The organism is Streptomyces sp. NPDC096176 (assembly GCF_044763255.1).
Lineage (GTDB): Bacteria > Actinomycetota > Actinomycetes > Streptomycetales > Streptomycetaceae > Streptomyces.
The window spans coordinates 835,898-850,989 of the sequence record NZ_JBIWFV010000001.1 but is presented as its reverse complement, the minus strand read 5'-3'; the positions used below and the strand labels follow the sequence as shown (position 1 = coordinate 850,989).

The 15,092-nt window shown below is 69.7% G+C and carries 17 protein-coding genes and 1 tRNA gene; 1 reads left to right on the top strand and 17 read right to left on the bottom strand.

Annotation, left to right across the window (positions count from 1 at the left end; all coding sequences use genetic code 11):
• Window positions 1-318: 318 nt before the first annotated feature.
• The 5 genes from thrC to ACIQ7Q_RS04075 form a co-directional block, all read right to left on the bottom strand.
• Complete coding sequence (thrC, locus tag ACIQ7Q_RS04095) at window positions 319-1,389, bottom strand: threonine synthase (RefSeq protein ID WP_403855990.1); 1,071 nt, start codon at window positions 1,387-1,389, stop codon at window positions 319-321.
• 7 nt (window positions 1,390-1,396) lie between these two features.
• Window positions 1,397-2,686 carry a homoserine dehydrogenase gene (locus ACIQ7Q_RS04090; RefSeq protein ID WP_403856434.1) on the bottom strand — a complete coding sequence of 430 codons (1,290 nt, stop codon included), beginning with the start codon at window positions 2,684-2,686 and terminating at the stop codon, window positions 1,397-1,399.
• 100 nt (window positions 2,687-2,786) lie between these two features.
• The gene (lysA, locus tag ACIQ7Q_RS04085) at window positions 2,787-4,178 is read right to left on the bottom strand and encodes a diaminopimelate decarboxylase (protein ID WP_403855988.1); all 1,392 of its coding nucleotides are present in this window, start codon (window positions 4,176-4,178) and stop codon (window positions 2,787-2,789) included.
• A gap of 23 nt (window positions 4,179-4,201) precedes the next feature.
• A complete protein-coding gene (gene nrtL, locus ACIQ7Q_RS04080) occupies window positions 4,202-5,167 on the bottom strand; it encodes an ArgS-related anticodon-binding protein NrtL (RefSeq protein WP_403855986.1) in 966 nt (321 codons plus the stop codon).
• A 325-nt stretch (window positions 5,168-5,492) separates the two neighbouring features.
• On the bottom strand, window positions 5,493-5,984 hold the full coding sequence (locus tag ACIQ7Q_RS04075; RefSeq protein WP_403855984.1) for a response regulator: 492 nt from the start codon (window positions 5,982-5,984) through the stop codon (window positions 5,493-5,495).
• Window positions 5,985-6,212: 228 nt separating this feature from the next.
• Between ACIQ7Q_RS04075 and ACIQ7Q_RS04070 the strand changes: the two genes are divergently transcribed.
• Window positions 6,213-6,284: transfer RNA gene (locus ACIQ7Q_RS04070), tRNA-Arg, on the top strand.
• A 214-nt stretch (window positions 6,285-6,498) separates the two neighbouring features.
• On the opposite strand, the gene ACIQ7Q_RS04065 is transcribed toward ACIQ7Q_RS04070, so the two are convergent.
• From ACIQ7Q_RS04065 to ACIQ7Q_RS04010, 12 genes are all read right to left on the bottom strand, one after another.
• Complete coding sequence (locus ACIQ7Q_RS04065; protein ID WP_403855982.1) at window positions 6,499-7,872, bottom strand: tyrosine-type recombinase/integrase; 1,374 nt, start codon at window positions 7,870-7,872, stop codon at window positions 6,499-6,501.
• Window positions 7,869-8,042: an AlpA family transcriptional regulator gene (locus tag ACIQ7Q_RS04060; RefSeq protein ID WP_138903323.1), complete on the bottom strand. Its 174-nt coding sequence runs from the start codon at window positions 8,040-8,042 to the stop codon at window positions 7,869-7,871. The genes ACIQ7Q_RS04065 and ACIQ7Q_RS04060 overlap by 4 nt, the downstream gene beginning before the upstream one ends.
• An 11-nt stretch (window positions 8,043-8,053) precedes the next feature.
• Window positions 8,054-9,421 (bottom strand): replication initiator protein RepSA, encoded by a 1,368-nt coding sequence (gene repSA, locus ACIQ7Q_RS04055; protein WP_403855980.1) that lies wholly within the window; start codon window positions 9,419-9,421, stop codon window positions 8,054-8,056.
• Window positions 9,414-9,839 carry an ASCH domain-containing protein gene (locus tag ACIQ7Q_RS04050; protein WP_403855978.1) on the bottom strand — a complete coding sequence of 142 codons (426 nt, stop codon included), beginning with the start codon at window positions 9,837-9,839 and terminating at the stop codon, window positions 9,414-9,416. Before ACIQ7Q_RS04050 ends, repSA begins: the two co-directional genes overlap by 8 nt.
• On the bottom strand, window positions 9,836-11,371 hold the full coding sequence (locus ACIQ7Q_RS04045) for a DNA cytosine methyltransferase (RefSeq protein WP_403855976.1): 1,536 nt from the start codon (window positions 11,369-11,371) through the stop codon (window positions 9,836-9,838). The genes ACIQ7Q_RS04050 and ACIQ7Q_RS04045 overlap by 4 nt, the downstream gene beginning before the upstream one ends.
• Window positions 11,365-11,562, bottom strand: a complete 198-nt coding sequence (locus ACIQ7Q_RS04040) for a hypothetical protein (RefSeq protein WP_403855974.1) — start codon at window positions 11,560-11,562, stop codon at window positions 11,365-11,367. Before ACIQ7Q_RS04040 ends, ACIQ7Q_RS04045 begins: the two co-directional genes overlap by 7 nt.
• An 89-nt stretch (window positions 11,563-11,651) precedes the next feature.
• Window positions 11,652-11,924, bottom strand: a complete 273-nt coding sequence (locus ACIQ7Q_RS04035; RefSeq protein ID WP_403855972.1) for a SpdD protein — start codon at window positions 11,922-11,924, stop codon at window positions 11,652-11,654.
• Window positions 11,925-11,943: 19 nt separating this feature from the next.
• Window positions 11,944-12,138 carry a hypothetical protein gene (locus ACIQ7Q_RS04030; RefSeq protein ID WP_214919002.1) on the bottom strand — a complete coding sequence of 65 codons (195 nt, stop codon included), beginning with the start codon at window positions 12,136-12,138 and terminating at the stop codon, window positions 11,944-11,946.
• Window positions 12,139-12,151: 13 nt separating this feature from the next.
• On the bottom strand, window positions 12,152-12,817 hold the full coding sequence (locus ACIQ7Q_RS04025) for a DUF2637 domain-containing protein (RefSeq protein WP_403855970.1): 666 nt from the start codon (window positions 12,815-12,817) through the stop codon (window positions 12,152-12,154).
• A 77-nt stretch (window positions 12,818-12,894) separates the two neighbouring features.
• Complete coding sequence (locus ACIQ7Q_RS04020; RefSeq protein ID WP_403855968.1) at window positions 12,895-13,086, bottom strand: hypothetical protein; 192 nt, start codon at window positions 13,084-13,086, stop codon at window positions 12,895-12,897.
• 75 nt (window positions 13,087-13,161) lie between these two features.
• Entirely contained in the window at window positions 13,162-14,505 is a 1,344-nt protein-coding gene (locus tag ACIQ7Q_RS04015; protein WP_403855966.1) for an FtsK/SpoIIIE domain-containing protein, read from the bottom strand.
• Window positions 14,506-14,510: 5 nt separating this feature from the next.
• Window positions 14,511-14,855, bottom strand: a complete 345-nt coding sequence (locus tag ACIQ7Q_RS04010) for a hypothetical protein (RefSeq protein ID WP_403855964.1) — start codon at window positions 14,853-14,855, stop codon at window positions 14,511-14,513.
• Between the last annotated feature and the right edge of the window lie 237 nt (window positions 14,856-15,092).

Below are 15,092 nucleotides of genomic sequence, written 5' to 3'. Positions count from 1 at the left end.
ATTTGTTCGAGAGACTGCAACACCCGTGGGCCTCGGCGGCGGGAACACCGCGACGGCAACAACACCGCGCATATGCGGGGGGCCGGGTTGGAGTACAGCCTATCGAAGGAAGGTTCACCGGCGACATAGGGCGCACAGGAGGCGCACGATGCGTGTCGCGAGCCTCCTGTGCCTCTACGTACTGCGTCGTCCTGGTTGCCAATACTTTCCAGTAGGCGAACTGGCCGCGCCCGAGGGCCCGTAGGGCGATCAGGACGCGGCGTCGGCCATGATCCGGCGAACGGGCCCCGGCAGCCTGCCGGCCGGGGCCGTGCGGGATCAGGCCAGGCCGAGCCGCTCCGCCGCGGCGGCGGCGTCGACCGGGACGGTGACCGGCTGGGGCGCTCCGGCGACCGCCCAGTCGGGGTCCTTCAGGCCGTTGCCGGTGACCGTGCACACGATCCTCTGACCCGGGTCGACCTTGCCCTGCTCGGCGGCCTTCAGCAGACCGGCGACGGAAGCGGCAGAGGCCGGCTCGACGAAGACACCCTCCTGGGACGCCAACAGCCGGTAGGCGCGCAGGATTTCACGGTCCGTCACCTCGTCGATGAAGCCCCCGGACTCCTCACGGGCGGCCAGCGCCTGCGACCAGGAGGCCGGGTTGCCGATACGGATGGCGGTGGCGATCGTCGATGGGTCCTTGACGACCTCGCCGCGCACGATCGGAGCGGAACCGGAGGCCTGGAAACCCCACATACGAGGGGCTTTGCTGGACATGCTGTCCGCCGCGTACTCCTTGTACCCCTTCCAGTACGCCGTGATGTTGCCGGCGTTGCCGACGGGCAGCACGTGGATGTCGGGGGCGTCGCCGAGCGCGTCGACGATCTCGAAGGAGGCCGTCTTCTGGCCCTCGATGCGGTACGGATTGACCGAATTGACCAGCGCCACGGGGTAGTTCTCCGAGAGGCTGCGGGCGAGGTTCAGGCAGTCGTCGAAGTTGCCGTCGACCTGGAGGATCTTCGAGCCGTAGACCAGCGCCTGGCCCATCTTGCCGAGCGCGATCTTGCCCTGCGGCACGAGCACCGCGCAGACCATGCCGGCGCGCACCGCGTATGCGGCGGCGGAGGCGGAGGTGTTGCCGGTGGAGGCGCAGATGACGGCCTGCGCGCCCTCCTCCTTGGCCCGGGTGATGGCCATCGTCATGCCGCGATCCTTGAAGGAACCGGTGGGGTTGGCGCCCTCGACCTTGAGGTGCACCTCGCAGCCTGTGCGCTCGGAAAGGACCTGCGCCGGGACGAGCGGCGTGCCACCCTCACGGAGCGTGACGACGGGCGTCGTGTCCGTGACCGGAAGACGGTCCCGGTACTCCTCGATGATGCCGCGCCACTGGTGGGTGCCGTTGGTGGTCATGGGTCCCTTACTCCCCTTCAACACGCATGATGCTGGCGACACCGCGCACGGTGTCGAGCTTGCGCAGCGCCTCGACGGTCCCGGAGAGGGCGGCGTCGGGCGCGCGGTGGGTGACGACGACGAGCGATGCCTCGCCGTCCTTGCCCTGCTGGCGCACCGTATCGATGGATACGCCGTGCTCGGCGAAGACCGTCGCGACCTGGGCGAGAACGCCCGGCTTGTCGGCCACGTCGAGGCTGATGTGGTACCGCGTCACCACGTCGCCCATGGGGCTCACGGGCAGCTGGGTGTACGCCGACTCACCGGGCCCCGTTGCCTCGGCGAGCTTGTTGCGGCAGACGGCGACGAGGTCGCCGAGGACGGCGGACGCGGTGGGCGAGCCGCCGGCGCCGGGGCCGTAGAACATCAGCTGGCCGGCCGCTTCCGCCTCGACGAAGACGGCGTTGTACGCCTCGCGGACGGAGGCGAGCGGGTGGCTGAGCGGGATCATCGCGGGGTGCACGCGGGCCGTGACGGACTGGCCGTCGGCGGCGCGCTCGCAGATGGCGAGCAGCTTGACGGTGCAGCCCATCCGCCGCGCCGACGCCATGTCGGCGGCGGTGACCTCGGTCAGGCCCTCGCGGTAGACGTCGTCGAGGCGTACGCGGGTGTGGAAGGCGATCCCGGCGAGGATGGCGGCCTTGGCGGCGGCGTCGAAGCCCTCGACGTCAGCGGTCGGGTCGGCCTCCGCGTACCCGAGGGCGGTGGCCTCGTCGAGCGCTTCGGAGTACCCGGCGCCCGAGCTGTCCATCTTGTCGAGGATGAAGTTGGTCGTGCCGTTGACGATGCCGAGCACGCGGTTGACCTTGTCGCCGGCGAGCGACTCGCGCAGCGGCCTGATCAGCGGGATCGCACCGGCGACCGCGGCCTCGAAGTAGAGGTCGCGGCCGTGCTGCTCGGCGGCGGCGTACAGCGTCGCGCCGTCCTCCGCGAGAAGCGCCTTGTTGGCGGAGACGACGGACGCGCCGTGCTCGAACGCGGTGGTGATCAGGGTCCTGGCCGGCTCGATGCCGCCGATGACCTCGACGACGACGTCGATGTCGCCGCGTTTGACCAGGGCGGTCGCGTCCGTGGTGACGAGCTCCTCCGGGATGCCTTCGCGCACCTTCCCGGGACGGCGCACGGCGACCCCGGCGAGCTCCACCGGGGCACCGATGCGCGCGGCGAGGTCGTCGGCGTGCGTCGTCATGATGCGCGCCACCTCTGAGCCGACCACTCCACAGCCCAGCAGCGCCACCTTCAGCGGACGCGTACGCATCATCCGACCTCGCTTCTCATTACTTCTACGGTGTGGACCAGTCTCGCCCACCGAACCGGAGTTTCTGTCCTTCGTCCGGCATGCGAGACATCTATCTCAATTATCCGACGTCGAGACGCAGGAGATCTTCCTCCGTCTCACGCCGGACGATCACCCGGGCCTCGCCGTCCTTGACGGCGACGACAGGCGGGCGGAGCGCGTGGTTGTAGTTGCTGGCCATGGACCTGCAGTAGGCGCCGGTGGCCGGGACGGCGATCAGATCACCGGGCGCGAGGTCGGCCGGCAGGAACGCGTCCTTGACCACGATGTCGCCACTCTCACAGTGCTTGCCGACGACCCGGCTGAGCATCGGCGGCGCTTCGGACGTCCTGGACACGAGCGCGACGCTGTACTCGGCGTCGTACAGCGCCGTGCGGATGTTGTCCGACATGCCGCCGTCGACGCTGACGTACGTACGCAGGCCCTCGAGCGGCTTGACGGTGCCGACCTCGTACAGGGTGAAGGCGGTGGGGCCGACGATGGCGCGGCCCGGCTCGACGGAGATGCGGGGCGTCCGCAGCTTCGCGGCCTCGCACTCGCGGCTGACGATCTCGGTCAGCGCCTTGGCGATCTCGTGCGGCTCGCGCGGGTCGTCGTCGGGGGTGTAGGCGATACCGAGGCCACCGCCGAGGTCGATCTCGGGCAGCTCGACGCCGTGCTCGTCCCGCACCTCGGCGAGCAGCTGCACGACCCGGCGGGCGGACACCTCGAAGCCGGCCATGTCGAAGATCTGCGAACCGATGTGGGAGTGGATGCCGATGAGCTCGAGCCCGTCGAGCCTCAGCGCACGGCGTACGGCCTCCGCGGCCTGTCCCCCGGCCAGCGCGATACCGAACTTCTGGTCCTCGTGGGCGGTGGCGATGAACTCGTGCGTGTGGGCCTCGACTCCGACGGTGACCCGGATCTGCACCGGCTGCCGCTTCCCGAGGGACTGGGCGATGTGCGCGACGCGGACGATCTCCTGGAAGGAGTCGAGGACGATCCGCCCCACTCCGGCGCGCACGGCCCTTTCGATCTCGCTCTCGGACTTGTTGTTGCCGTGGAAGGCGATGCGCTCGGCGGGCATCCCGGCGTCGAGGGCCGTGGCCAGCTCCCCGCCGGAGCACACGTCGAGGTTGAGCCCCTCTTCCTTGAGCCACCGGACGATCGCGCGGGACAGGAACGCCTTCCCCGCGTAGAACACGTCCGCGTCCTTGCCGAAGGCGTCGGCCCAGGCCCGGCAGCGGGCACGGAAGTCGGCCTCGTCGAGGAAGTAGGCGGGCGTCCCGAACTCCTCGGCCAGCCTTGTCACTTCGATCCCTCCGACGGTGACGACCCCGTCGGTGTTGCGGGTGACAGCACGGGCCCAGACCTTGCCGTCGAGGGCGTTCAGATCGGTGGGCGGTGCGGAGTAGTGGCCCTCGGGAAGAACGTCGGCGTGACGGGGTCCGGCGGGGTGTGCAGATCGGCTCATCGGTCTCTGATCTCTCTCACATCTCACAAGTGTTCGGGTGCGCTGATGCCGAGCAGGGACAGGCCACCGGCCAGCACCGTCCCGGCCGCCTCGGCGAGGGCGAGCCGGGAACGATGGGCGGCCGAGGGTTTCTCGTCCCCGACGGGCAGCACGGTGCACTGGAAGGAGAGAAGGGCCTCTGCGGTGACTTCGAGATGCCTGGCGAGCCGGTCCGGGGCACGCAGGCGGGCGGCATCGGCGACCACGGCCGGGTGATCGCCGACGGCGGCGGTGAGGGTGGGGGTGACGGCGAGGGCATCGACGTGCGGGCCGGGGGCGCTGCGGAACCCGAGTCGCTCGGCATTACGGGTGAGCGCCCTGGCCCGGGCATGGGCGTACCGCACCTTGTACAGGGGGTTGCGCTCGTGCTGCACGAGCAGCCCCGCGTCCGTTCTCGGCCTGTCGTGCGCGGCGGCGGCGAGCAGCGCCCATCGGGCGGCGTCCTGCCCCAGTCGCTCGGCCACGTCCTGATCGCCGACGGGCATGACCCGCACGGACTCCCCCGGGCTCGGTTCGGCGCCCAGCCGCACGAGGGTGTCGGCCCAGACACGGGCGCGCTGCTCGTCGACGTGCGGGAACGGCCCGCTTCCGCCGGTCTGTCGCGGGGCGCCGTAGCGGACGCCCTCGCGGAGAACCCTGCGCACGAGCTGCTCCTGCGCGCTGCTGTGGAGGGTGAAGTTCAGGAACCCGGGCCCGGTGACTTCGACGTTTGCGATGCCGTGGTTGCCCGCGATGCGCTGCCTGATCGCCTCGGCCACCTCGGCGGCGGGCCGCCCGGCCTGCCGCGCCAGCCGCAGCGCGACCCCGGTGGCATAGTCCCCGCACCCGCCGGGCCGCGGCCGCTCGATCTTCACGCCCTCGGCGGCCGGTACGTCCACCCGCAGGGCACCGTCCTCGACGGCACGGCACACGGCGTGCCGCACGGTACGGGAGAGCTCTGCGGGGGTCACGGCACAAGCGTATGGGAGGAAGGGGGGCACTTCGCGAACCGGTTTCGCCATGCGGGCAGGGTGCGGGCGGCGGTGGGGGTGGCCGGCGGCGCGGGCGCTGACGGCGGCGGGGGTCGTGACGGCGCGGAGGCGGAGGGTCTGGACGCGGCGGGGCGGTGGGGAGGGGGCTTGACACGGCGACAGCCAGCGGCCCAGCGAGCGGGCCGCTGGCGGAGATCGAGGCGTGGGACGCGCGGGTCGTACTGCTCCACGAGCGCCCTGAGGCGATCGACGACGTCGGTTGCGCGGAGGCTTGATGCGGCGGTGCGGTGGCGCGGGCGTGCGGTCAGCCCCTCACACTCCCCGCCCGCCCGGCTCCATGCCTGCCGTCTACGGACGGCGGACCCTCCCCGGCCTCCCGGCGCGTCAACCGACGCACGATCCGCACCAACTCGGCAGGCTCGAACGGCTTGGCGAGGAAGGCGTCCACGCCGGCTGCGACGCCGCTCTCCACCTCGTACTGCGTACATGCGCTGACGATCGCGAGGGGGATGCGGCTCGTCCGCGGGTCGTCCCGCAGCAGCGCGGCGGTGCGCAGGCCGTCGAGCCGGGGCATGACCACATCGAGCGTGACGACGTCCGGCTGCACCTGATGGACGACTTCCAGACACTCGGCACCATCGGCCGCGGTCACGACCTCGAAGCCCTCCAGCTCGAGGTTGACCCTGATCAGCTGCCGAATCACCCGGTTGTCATCGACAACGAGCACTCGGCCGGACGCGCCGGACACAACTCGAGAGTAGGTCCGCCGACCCGGCTGCGTCCGCGTTTTGCCCACTTCCGACCCGTGCGGGCGAAGCGGGGGCACGCTGAGGCACTGCGGGGGCGCGGGGTTCGGGTGATCGTCCGGGTGGGTTCCGACACCGCCGGAACCCGGTCACAGGCCGTACTCCGGCCCCTCGAAGCGAACCTCCGCGCCCCCGCCCGTGGCCCGAAATACCTGTTCACGAAGACGCTTCGGGAGCTGGTAGGGTTCTACCCGTCGCCACGCACCAGCGCGGCGCACGCCCCCGTAGCTCAGGGGATAGAGCAACGGCCTCCGGAGCCGTGTGCGCAGGTTCGAATCCTGCCGGGGGCACTTCGCAGGAAGTGCCCAAAGACCCCGCCATCAGCACTAACGCTGAGAACGGGGTCTTCGCGTATGCGCAGCCAACTGCCGCCCTGTGCAGCCGTATGACAGTCTCTGCGGCCTATTCGCGGCCCAGATCCCGCCAGAAGCTCGCAGGTCAGCCCCGGCAACGCGAAGGCCCCCGGGATTCACCCAGGGGCCTCGGTCCGCAGCGGCTCCACTCTCACTCGTACTCGCGCAGCAGCTCCTCGATGCGACGGTTGCCGACCTCCTGCCGACCGTCGAGACACTTCGCGTACCGCCCCAGGAGGACTTCCACGCTGTTGCCCGCCCGAGCAGCGACCTCAGTCGGGTCCACACCGGCGTTGAGCCACGTAGAGAGGGCCGAGTGCCTCAGGTCGTACGGACGTCGCGCCAGTGGCGAAGCGACCGCGGCCGGCTGCAGAGCGAGGACCCGCGCCTCCTGCCAGGCCCGGTAATAGGTGGACGACGACACCACTCCCCCGCCCTCGCTGTAGAAGAGCCGCCCGTCGTCGGCGGTCCCGAAGGTGTGGACGTGGTCCCGGAGCACGGCAACGAGCTGCGGCGGAATCGGCACCCGGCGGACCTCCTCAGCAGGCCGGTTCTTCAGCCCGCGGTCGTCGTGGCTCTCGCCGGAATCCGTCCACTGCTTGCCGACGCTGGGCCGTGATCGGTGCAGCACCGCCTCACCCCACCCAGCGGACGGAAGGGTGAGATCCGGCAGCGCCAGGCCCACGGCTTCGGCCGGCCGGAAACCCCCGAAGTACATACACGCAAAGAGCCCGACCAAGCGCCTGCCACGCGCCCTTCGATAACCGCCGACATAGGAGACCGCGCAGAGGAGGGAACGCACCTGCTCGGGATTTGCCACCACCCGAGGATCTACGTCATTTGCGACTTTCGGCTTCTGCCATCGGACGGCCGACAATGGGTTTTCCTGGAACTCACCAAGATCGACGGCATAGTGCATGGCGTTGACCAAGGTCCGCCGCTTCCGGTGAACCGTCTCCGCCGCTGCCGCAGTGCCATCTAATTTGATCTTCAGGGAATCCAGCACAGCCCTTGCCACGACGGGATCGGCTAGATCCGCAAGAGGCCGGGATGCCTTGCCGACCCAATGCAGCGCGTTGGCGATCTCCTCCGGCAGGTCACGATCATCCGGTCCAGGCAGCACGAAAGCCCAGTTGCGCAGGGTCTTCCTCAAAAGGGGGTCCGCAGGTCGGCCAGGGCGCTCATCCAGCAGCGCGAGGGTCACGGAGGTCAACGACTCGTTGATCCCGTCCCGGGTGTTCGGAGCGGCATGAGGCCACTTCATGGCGAGATACCGCAGCGCGAACCTGTACCAGCTCAGGCTCGCTTTTAGCTCCGCCATGGAATCCGGAAGGCCGGATACCGTGTCGAATTCCTCTCCGTCGCGCGTGGCCCGGAGCAGCTTCGACCGAAAGCTGTCAGCGAGCGCCTTCGTCCTCCGCGTCTCAGAAAAGGACTGCCCGGCGACCTTCCAGCGCACCTGGTACGAGGGACGTTTCCCGGGCTTAAGGCGGATGGACCACACCCTCACGTCCGTCGACTTCACGCGGCCGCTCCTTCCCGCGATCGCAGCCAGGCCTGGAAGTCGGACCGCCACACCCTCAGCTCACCGTTCGGCAGCGTGAGCGCTTTGGGGGCCTTGCCGAGTTCACGCCACCGGTAGAAGGTGCGCCGCGAGATCCCCTTCAGCTCGGAAAGGACCTCCGCCGTGGTCATCAGCTCGTCCTTCACGACATGGCTCCTTCCAGTGCGCGTTGGTCGTGCATGGCTTCGCGGGCGGTTTCTCTGTTGATGCGGATGTCTTCGGCGATGGAGGCGGCGAGGGCGGATTCGCCGGGGGTGTGGCCGTGGCCGGCGTAGCGCCAGTCGGCCAGCACGAGGGTGGTGTCGGGGTCGGGCAGGTCGAGGGCTTCGCGCTGTTCTGCGACGCGGTAGTCGGCGCGGATCTGTCGCCGTTCGCTGAATGTGGAGGAGTAGCGGCGGGACTTGGTGAGGAAGTGGCCCCGGAAGCCGAGCATGTGAGCCCAGGCCCAGAGCTTTCGTTCGGGATACGCGCGGTCGAGGTCCCAGCAGGCGCGGATGAGTCGCCGGGCGTGGTCGGGGAGACGATGCTGGTCGAGTTCGGAGAGTTCGCCGATGCGCCGGTCCAGGCTGCCGGTGGTCTCGGCTGCCTTGGTGGCGTACTTGGCGATATAGGCGGCGACCTTTTGTTCGGTGACGTCGTCGCTGTCGAACGCCGTAATGGGCCGGACGTCGAGCTTCTCGCCCCAGCACAAGGTGCGTGCGGGTTCCCCCTCGGCCGCGGGCACGGTCACGGTGGTGTAGGGATGCTTTCTGGCCTCGCGGATCGTGTCGGTGAGCAGTTCGAGCGTGGCCCAGGGCGGCGGTGCGCTGGCGGGCCCCTCGGGTCCGTCGATGCGGATCACGGCGTGGAAGTGGATCGCGCCTCGGTTCTGGAACTCTGCGACCTTCCCGTACGACAGCCGGACTATGGCAGCCAGTTCCCGTTGGGTCAGTCCGGCACGTGCGGCGATCTCGCGGCGGAGCCGGTTGATGAAGCGGTGCCACAGTTCGCCCGCGTGGTTGTTGAACAGCACCGCCCCCGCGTAGTCGTAGGTGGCGGGGTCGAGCGCCGCGCCGAGGGCGGGATCGTCCTCGGGGTGGCGGGCGCCGCAGCGGCAGCGGCCTGTATCGGGCCGATTGTGGACCGGTCCGAAAGAAGGCGCGGTCAGAGTCACGAAGACACGGGGCCGTGTACGGACGGTCACGGGGATGTTCATGGTGTCGTCGCCCGCCAGACCGGCGCGGACGAGGCGGTAGGCGTCCCCGGCGTAGAGGTAGGCGCAGGGCGCGCAGCGGGAAGCGCGGCGGTTTCCGCAGGCGATCCGCAGCCGGCCACCGGGCTCGTTCGCGGTGGAGTAGGCGTGCAGGGTCTCGCCGGTGGCCTTGTCGCGGGTGAGGGACCAGCCGGTGAGGTGGATGGGCTGTGAGCATCCGCCGGTCTTGTGGATCTGCTGTTGCCAGCGGTCGAAGTCGGGGGCCGAGGCCACCCTGAGCAGGTCGCCCAGGGTGGTCGGGTCGAGCGTGTCAGCCACGGGCCGCCTCCAGAGCCGAGATGAGGACCGTGGACGCGAGCAGGCCGGCGGGCGGAGTCCACAGGCCGCGTGCGCCGGGCCAGGGCATGGGGTCGGTGAGGGGGGTGAGGTTCGTCAGGTGCCAGTGCCAGCGTCCGCGTGCGGACCAAAGGGTGCAGTAGCCGTCGTCCGGGTGGCAGCCGTCCAGGAGGGCGACGGCGACGATGGCGCCCTTGGGCTGGGGGCGGCACAGGAACGCCCGGGTCATGGGCAGGTCTTTGGCGTTGGGGTCGGTGGTCTGTCCTGCGTGGATCAGGACCGGGCCGCGGTGATCAGTGGGCCAGGACCGGTTCTCGACCCGCTTGGTGCCGTAGGCGATGCAGCTCGCCCACGGCTGCCACAGGGTCAGTGCCCGCACGTCTTGCAGAAGCTCGGTCATGCCGTCGCCTCCCGGTCCAAGGGGGTGCCGGTGATGGTCTCGACGAGGGCGGAGACGAGGACTTCCGCGACGGGCGGGGTGACGGCGTTGCCGTACTGGCGGACCCGGTCACGCTTGTTTCCGTGGACGATGTACGTGTCGGGAAAGGCCATGGCGCGGCCGATCTCGCAGGGCTCAAGCATCCGAAACCGCACATCGGCCAGGTCCACGCTGGAGGCCACTTCCGCCAGCGACCACCGGTCCCGTGCGGTGACCGTACCGACCGGTTCCTCGACAGGGCGTGCGGTGCCGTTGCTGTAGTACGGGATCAGGAGCGTCTGACCGGTGACCAGGCCGTGGTGATTGCCGGAAGCGGTGACCGTGCCCACCGGTTCGCTGATCGAGTGAGCCGCGTTCTTCGCCCCGCCGCCGCGCAGGCTGATCTGGAACGGCGGGATCGCCAGCCCGGTCTCGTTGCGGGCGGTCTGCGTCCACAACGGATCCCGGACGGAAGAGGCGACCTTCCCGTCACGGCCCTCCGTTGGGACCAGGAGGGGCGGTACGGCGAGTCCGTCTGTTTCGCGGGTGGTGCGGGTCGGCATGGGCCGGTCGATCGGGGAGGCGTCGTTGCGCCAGGTCCCGCCGGCGGGCACCGTCATCGGACGCGCGTACTTCGCGATACCGACCCGGATGCGTTCCATCGTGGCGTCCGCGAGCGGTTCACTGCGGTCGGCTATGCGGGTGCCCTGGAGAGTCCAGTCGATCGCGGCGGACGCGGGGATCACGTCGGGTTCGACGATGGCGTTGCGGCACTTCACGTTCGGGCACCGGTAGTAGTACTGCCCGTACTTCCCGTACGCGCCCATGTCCGTCCCGGGCTTCTTGAACACCTGCAAGGCGGTCACCCGTGTGTCGCAGGTCGGGCACCAGGCGGTGGGGCGTAACCACTTGTTCCAGTCCGGGGTCCGGCCCAGGGAGCGCAGCCAGTAGGCGACGAACAGGCGGTTGCGGGACTGCGGGGCCCGCAGTGAGCGGACGGCTTTGACGTGCATGGAGTTCAGGGCGATGACGCGGGTCTCGTACCCTTCGGCGCGGATCTCGGTGATCCACCGGTTCCACTGGTCCCACTTGCGGCACTCGATGACGTTCTCCACCACACCGGCCAGCACCGGGCGCCCGCGCAGGTTCATGGCACGCAGGTAACGCGGGACTTCCTCCATCAGGGCGCGGGCGCGCTTGGTCTCGGGATCCGGCTGCTCTTCCCAGAACAGGACGCCCTGGGTGGAGTGGTCGAAGTCGCGTCGCTTGCCCCGGGCGTTGGACCACGGCGGGCACGAGGGGGACGCCCAGAAGATGTCCGCGCGCGGGAACGTCTCGATCTTGGCGCGGGCCACGTCGCCTTCGAAGTGGTCGACGCCGGGGAAGTTCGCGGCGTGCGATGCGACCGCCTGGGGGTTGTGGTTGGCGGCGAAGATGAGCTGGGTTCCGGGAACCTTGGTCAGTCCCTCGCTGGAGCCGCCGACCCCGGCGAACTCGTCGTAGACCGTCAGCACGAGGCACCCGCCTTCACCGAAGCGGGCCGGGTGGTGACGAGCCAGCGCGGAGCGTGGCCGGTGCCGTGGCAGGCCGGGCACACGACCGGGACGACGTGACGGGTCCCGTCCGCGTGTCGGGTGCCGGTGGTGATGGCGACGACGGGGAAGCCGTCGCAGTCGGGGCAGATCCTTGAGCCGTGGACGTGCATGATGGTGGTTCCTTCCTTGATGCAGTCGGGGAGGGACTGGGCCGTCCGGGCGGCGGAAACTTGGCGGTGGAAGCCGCCCGGAGGGCCGGTCAGCGCTGGTTCATCAGCGAGCGGATCACCACGGCGAGCACGGCCAGGGATCCGGCGGTCAGAGCGACGGCCAGGAACATCGAGGTGAGCACCGCACCGAGGATCACCAAACCGCCAGCGACGGCGAGCGGGTTGGACTTGACCAGGTCGACCACGGCGCTGCTCGTGGTGGGCGGCCGGTTCGCGGGCGCGGTCTCCTGCCGGGGGGCCGGGGCCACGGTGGGGCGGGTCACCGGGTACGTGTCGGGGGCCGGGTACTTGGGCTTGAACATCGCGGATCTTCCCTTCTTGTTACTTGGTGGTGTCGTTGATGACGTCGACCCCTGTGCGAGTGCTGGAGTCGATCGCGGGACCGAGGAACGTGCCCTGGAGGTAGAAGCCGAGGAGGACCAGGACCACGACGAGCCAGGGGCGGATGTGGAGGGTCTTGACCGCGAACCACGCGACCAGGGCCAGGACGAAGACGAACGGCAGGGAGACGGTCACCGGAGCTGTCCTTTCAGGCGAGTTGGATGGCGATGGCCTCAGCCATCGGGACCGGGACACCGAGGCGGGCGCGCAGGGTGTCGGCGTCGATCGCCGTGCCGGTGGTGGAGCGGTGCGCGGCTGCGACCTTGCGGGCGTGCTCCAGCAGCGGGGCAGGCACCGCAACGGCGGGCGGTGGGGCCGGGGCGGGCACAAGCTCGGGTGCCGTGATCTCCTCGGCAGGCCCGGACTCGGGTGGCAGGACCGGCGCGGGCTCGTCACGGTCGATCTCGACTGCGGGTGCGGTGGGCTCGTCGGCCGCCCGGGCCGTGGGGGTGTGGACGAGGAGGGTGCCGCCGAGGAAGGCAAGTGCGGGCCAGCCGGCGACCAGGATCCGCAGCCACGCGGGAACGTCGTTCAGGTCGAGGAGCCCCGCGGTGGCCACGTTCGCCCCGAGGGATGCGACCAGGGCGACGGTGAACCAGGTCCACGCGGCGCGGGTCGGGTCTCCTGCCGTACGCAGGTTGCGCAGGCGCCGCCAAGAGGCGACGAGCAGCAGGTCCACGCTGACGGGGTAGGCCCAGGCTTTCCAGCCGTCCTGTCCGGCGGCTTCCGCGATGTCGTGGAGGTGGGCGAAGGACAGGGCACCGGCGATCACGGCCTGTACGAGCACGGCATCCATGCGGATCGAGGGGCGCATCGCGGTTCTCCTTCCTTGAGGGTTGGAGCCAGGGCCGGGCGGGGCTCACAGGTCCGGCCGCCCGGCCTTGGCGGGTGCTAGTCGGTGGGGGCCTGGCCGGTGCCGAGGCAGGTCAGGCAGAGGGCTTCCTGCCGGTCGTCGCTGTCGCGCTTGGTGCGGCTGCCGACCTTGAAGGCTTCGGAGACCTGTCCGGCTTTCTTGCAGTCCGGGCAGGGCGGCGGCTTCTTGGCGGCGGTCCGCCGGCCGGTGGGCTTGCGGGTAGTGGCCATGGGGTGGCTCCTTCAGGCATGGCGGGGGTAGGGACACGGCGCGAGAAGGTCACGCCAACCAGGGATTGATGAGTCCTACGGGGCGACAGCGGGGGCCGGTACCGCAGCCTCGACAGGGGCCGCCGACGGGCGGAACGGGGCGAGGGCCGGGATGTCCGGGGTCAGGTGAGCGAACTCGGCACAGAGCGCGGCGACTTGGCCCAGCTTCTTGTGCGGGGTGCGGATGCGGGACCAGCCACCGGATGCGTCCCCTGCAATCGCGGTGCCGGGCCGGTTGGCGGTGATGGCGGTCGCGGCGTGGACGGCCAGGTCGTTGATGTCGCCCAGACCCATTTCGGCGGTCTGCTTGTCGTTGCAGCGGTGCACCACACGGCCGGTGAGCTGAGCACGCAGGGCGGTTGCGCCCTTGCCGAGCTCCGAGCCGAAGCGCTGCCCGCAGATCTCCAGGTAAATGCCGACCGCACGGGCAAGCTGAGCCAGCCGCACGAGCTGGGTCACCATGCGGTCCCGGCGGGCACTGTCGACCTTGGAAGCCACCAGGAACAGTTCCGCGATCTCATCCAGCAGGACCACGATCGGGACCGGGCGCAGGTGCTTGGGCAGGCCCCAGATGTCCGAGGTGATGTCTTCCAGCGGGGTGTCCGCCGTGATGCCCTGGTGCAGGCACAGCAGGTCGAAGCGGTCCTCCATCTCCGCCACGAGCGCGTCCAGCAACCCGTCCGCCTGATCCGGAGTGGTCGCCAGGGCGGAGAAGCGCGGCGCGAAAGGACTCTGCTCGACACCGCGCTTGCAGTCGATACCCACCAGGGCGACACTCTGCGGTGCGAGCCCGGCGATCAGGCACCGCTGGTACATCGACTTGCCGGACTTGTTCGCGCCCAGCGTCAGGGCGTGCGCAATGTCCTGGTAGTCCCGCACAAAGGGCAGGCCGTCCTCCCGCAGGCCGACCACGACAGACAGCGGACCGGCGGCCAGGCGACGCGGCATTCGCACCCGTCCGAGGATGTCGAAGCCGGTCATGCGCAGCTCGATGACACCGGGCTGGATCTCCGAGACGTGGACCGAGTGCACGGCCCAGGCATGACGCAGGCGTTCCGCCGAAGCCTCCACATGCTCCGGTGCAAGGCCGGCAGCCAGGCGCATCCGAAGCCGCAGGCCCGTAGTGGTGGGGTAGATCCCGCGAATCTTGGGGATGCCGGGGCGGAGCACATCGGCGCCGGCCACCTTGTTGGCGAACACCCGCCACCATGCCGGGGCCACCGTCAGCTCACAGGCTTCCAGCGTCCGGCGGTAGGTGGAGAAGATCCGGTACAGCGCGGCCGGAAGTCCGAACAGCACCCAGTACAGGGCCGGGGCCTTGGCCCGAGCGATGAGCGCAAAGAGGGCTAACGCACCGATGAACAGAAGCAGGTCAGTCACGGCGATCAGCCCTTGCCGTTCGATGCCGCCGGGATCTGCTGAGCCATCACAGCGCTCGCACGGAAGCTGATCCCGTGACCGAAGTCGTTCTCCCACGGCCGGGCGACCAGGCCGGGCAGAGCCACCGGCATACCGGGGACCAAGTCCGGCTGGACACCGTCCTCAGCGACCACGATCGTCACCGCGTCGGGACGACCGTCCACGATCACAGCCACGTTCACGTTGAACAGAGTCTTACCCGACTGCTTGTCGACCGCGACCTCACCGGTCTCCCGGTTCTTCACCTTCGGCTCCGGGGCCTGGATCAGCATCACGGTCATCACAGCCGTGTCCACGGGGATCTGGCGCATAATTGAACTCCCTTGTCTGAGGGGCGGGAGCGGCGGACTACTTGGCGGTTGGACGCCGCTCCATGCGTTGATGGGAGCCCTGACGGCGGAGGCCGTTGGGGCTCTTCGTGCTCCCAACTGGTGCGCACCAACAGGTTGCAACTGGTGCGCACCAGATGTCAAGCGTTCGTCGCGGTCCGGCCGTCCAACTCGCTTTCCTGCGACACCTCTAGGGAACCGTGCTGCCCAACTGTGCGG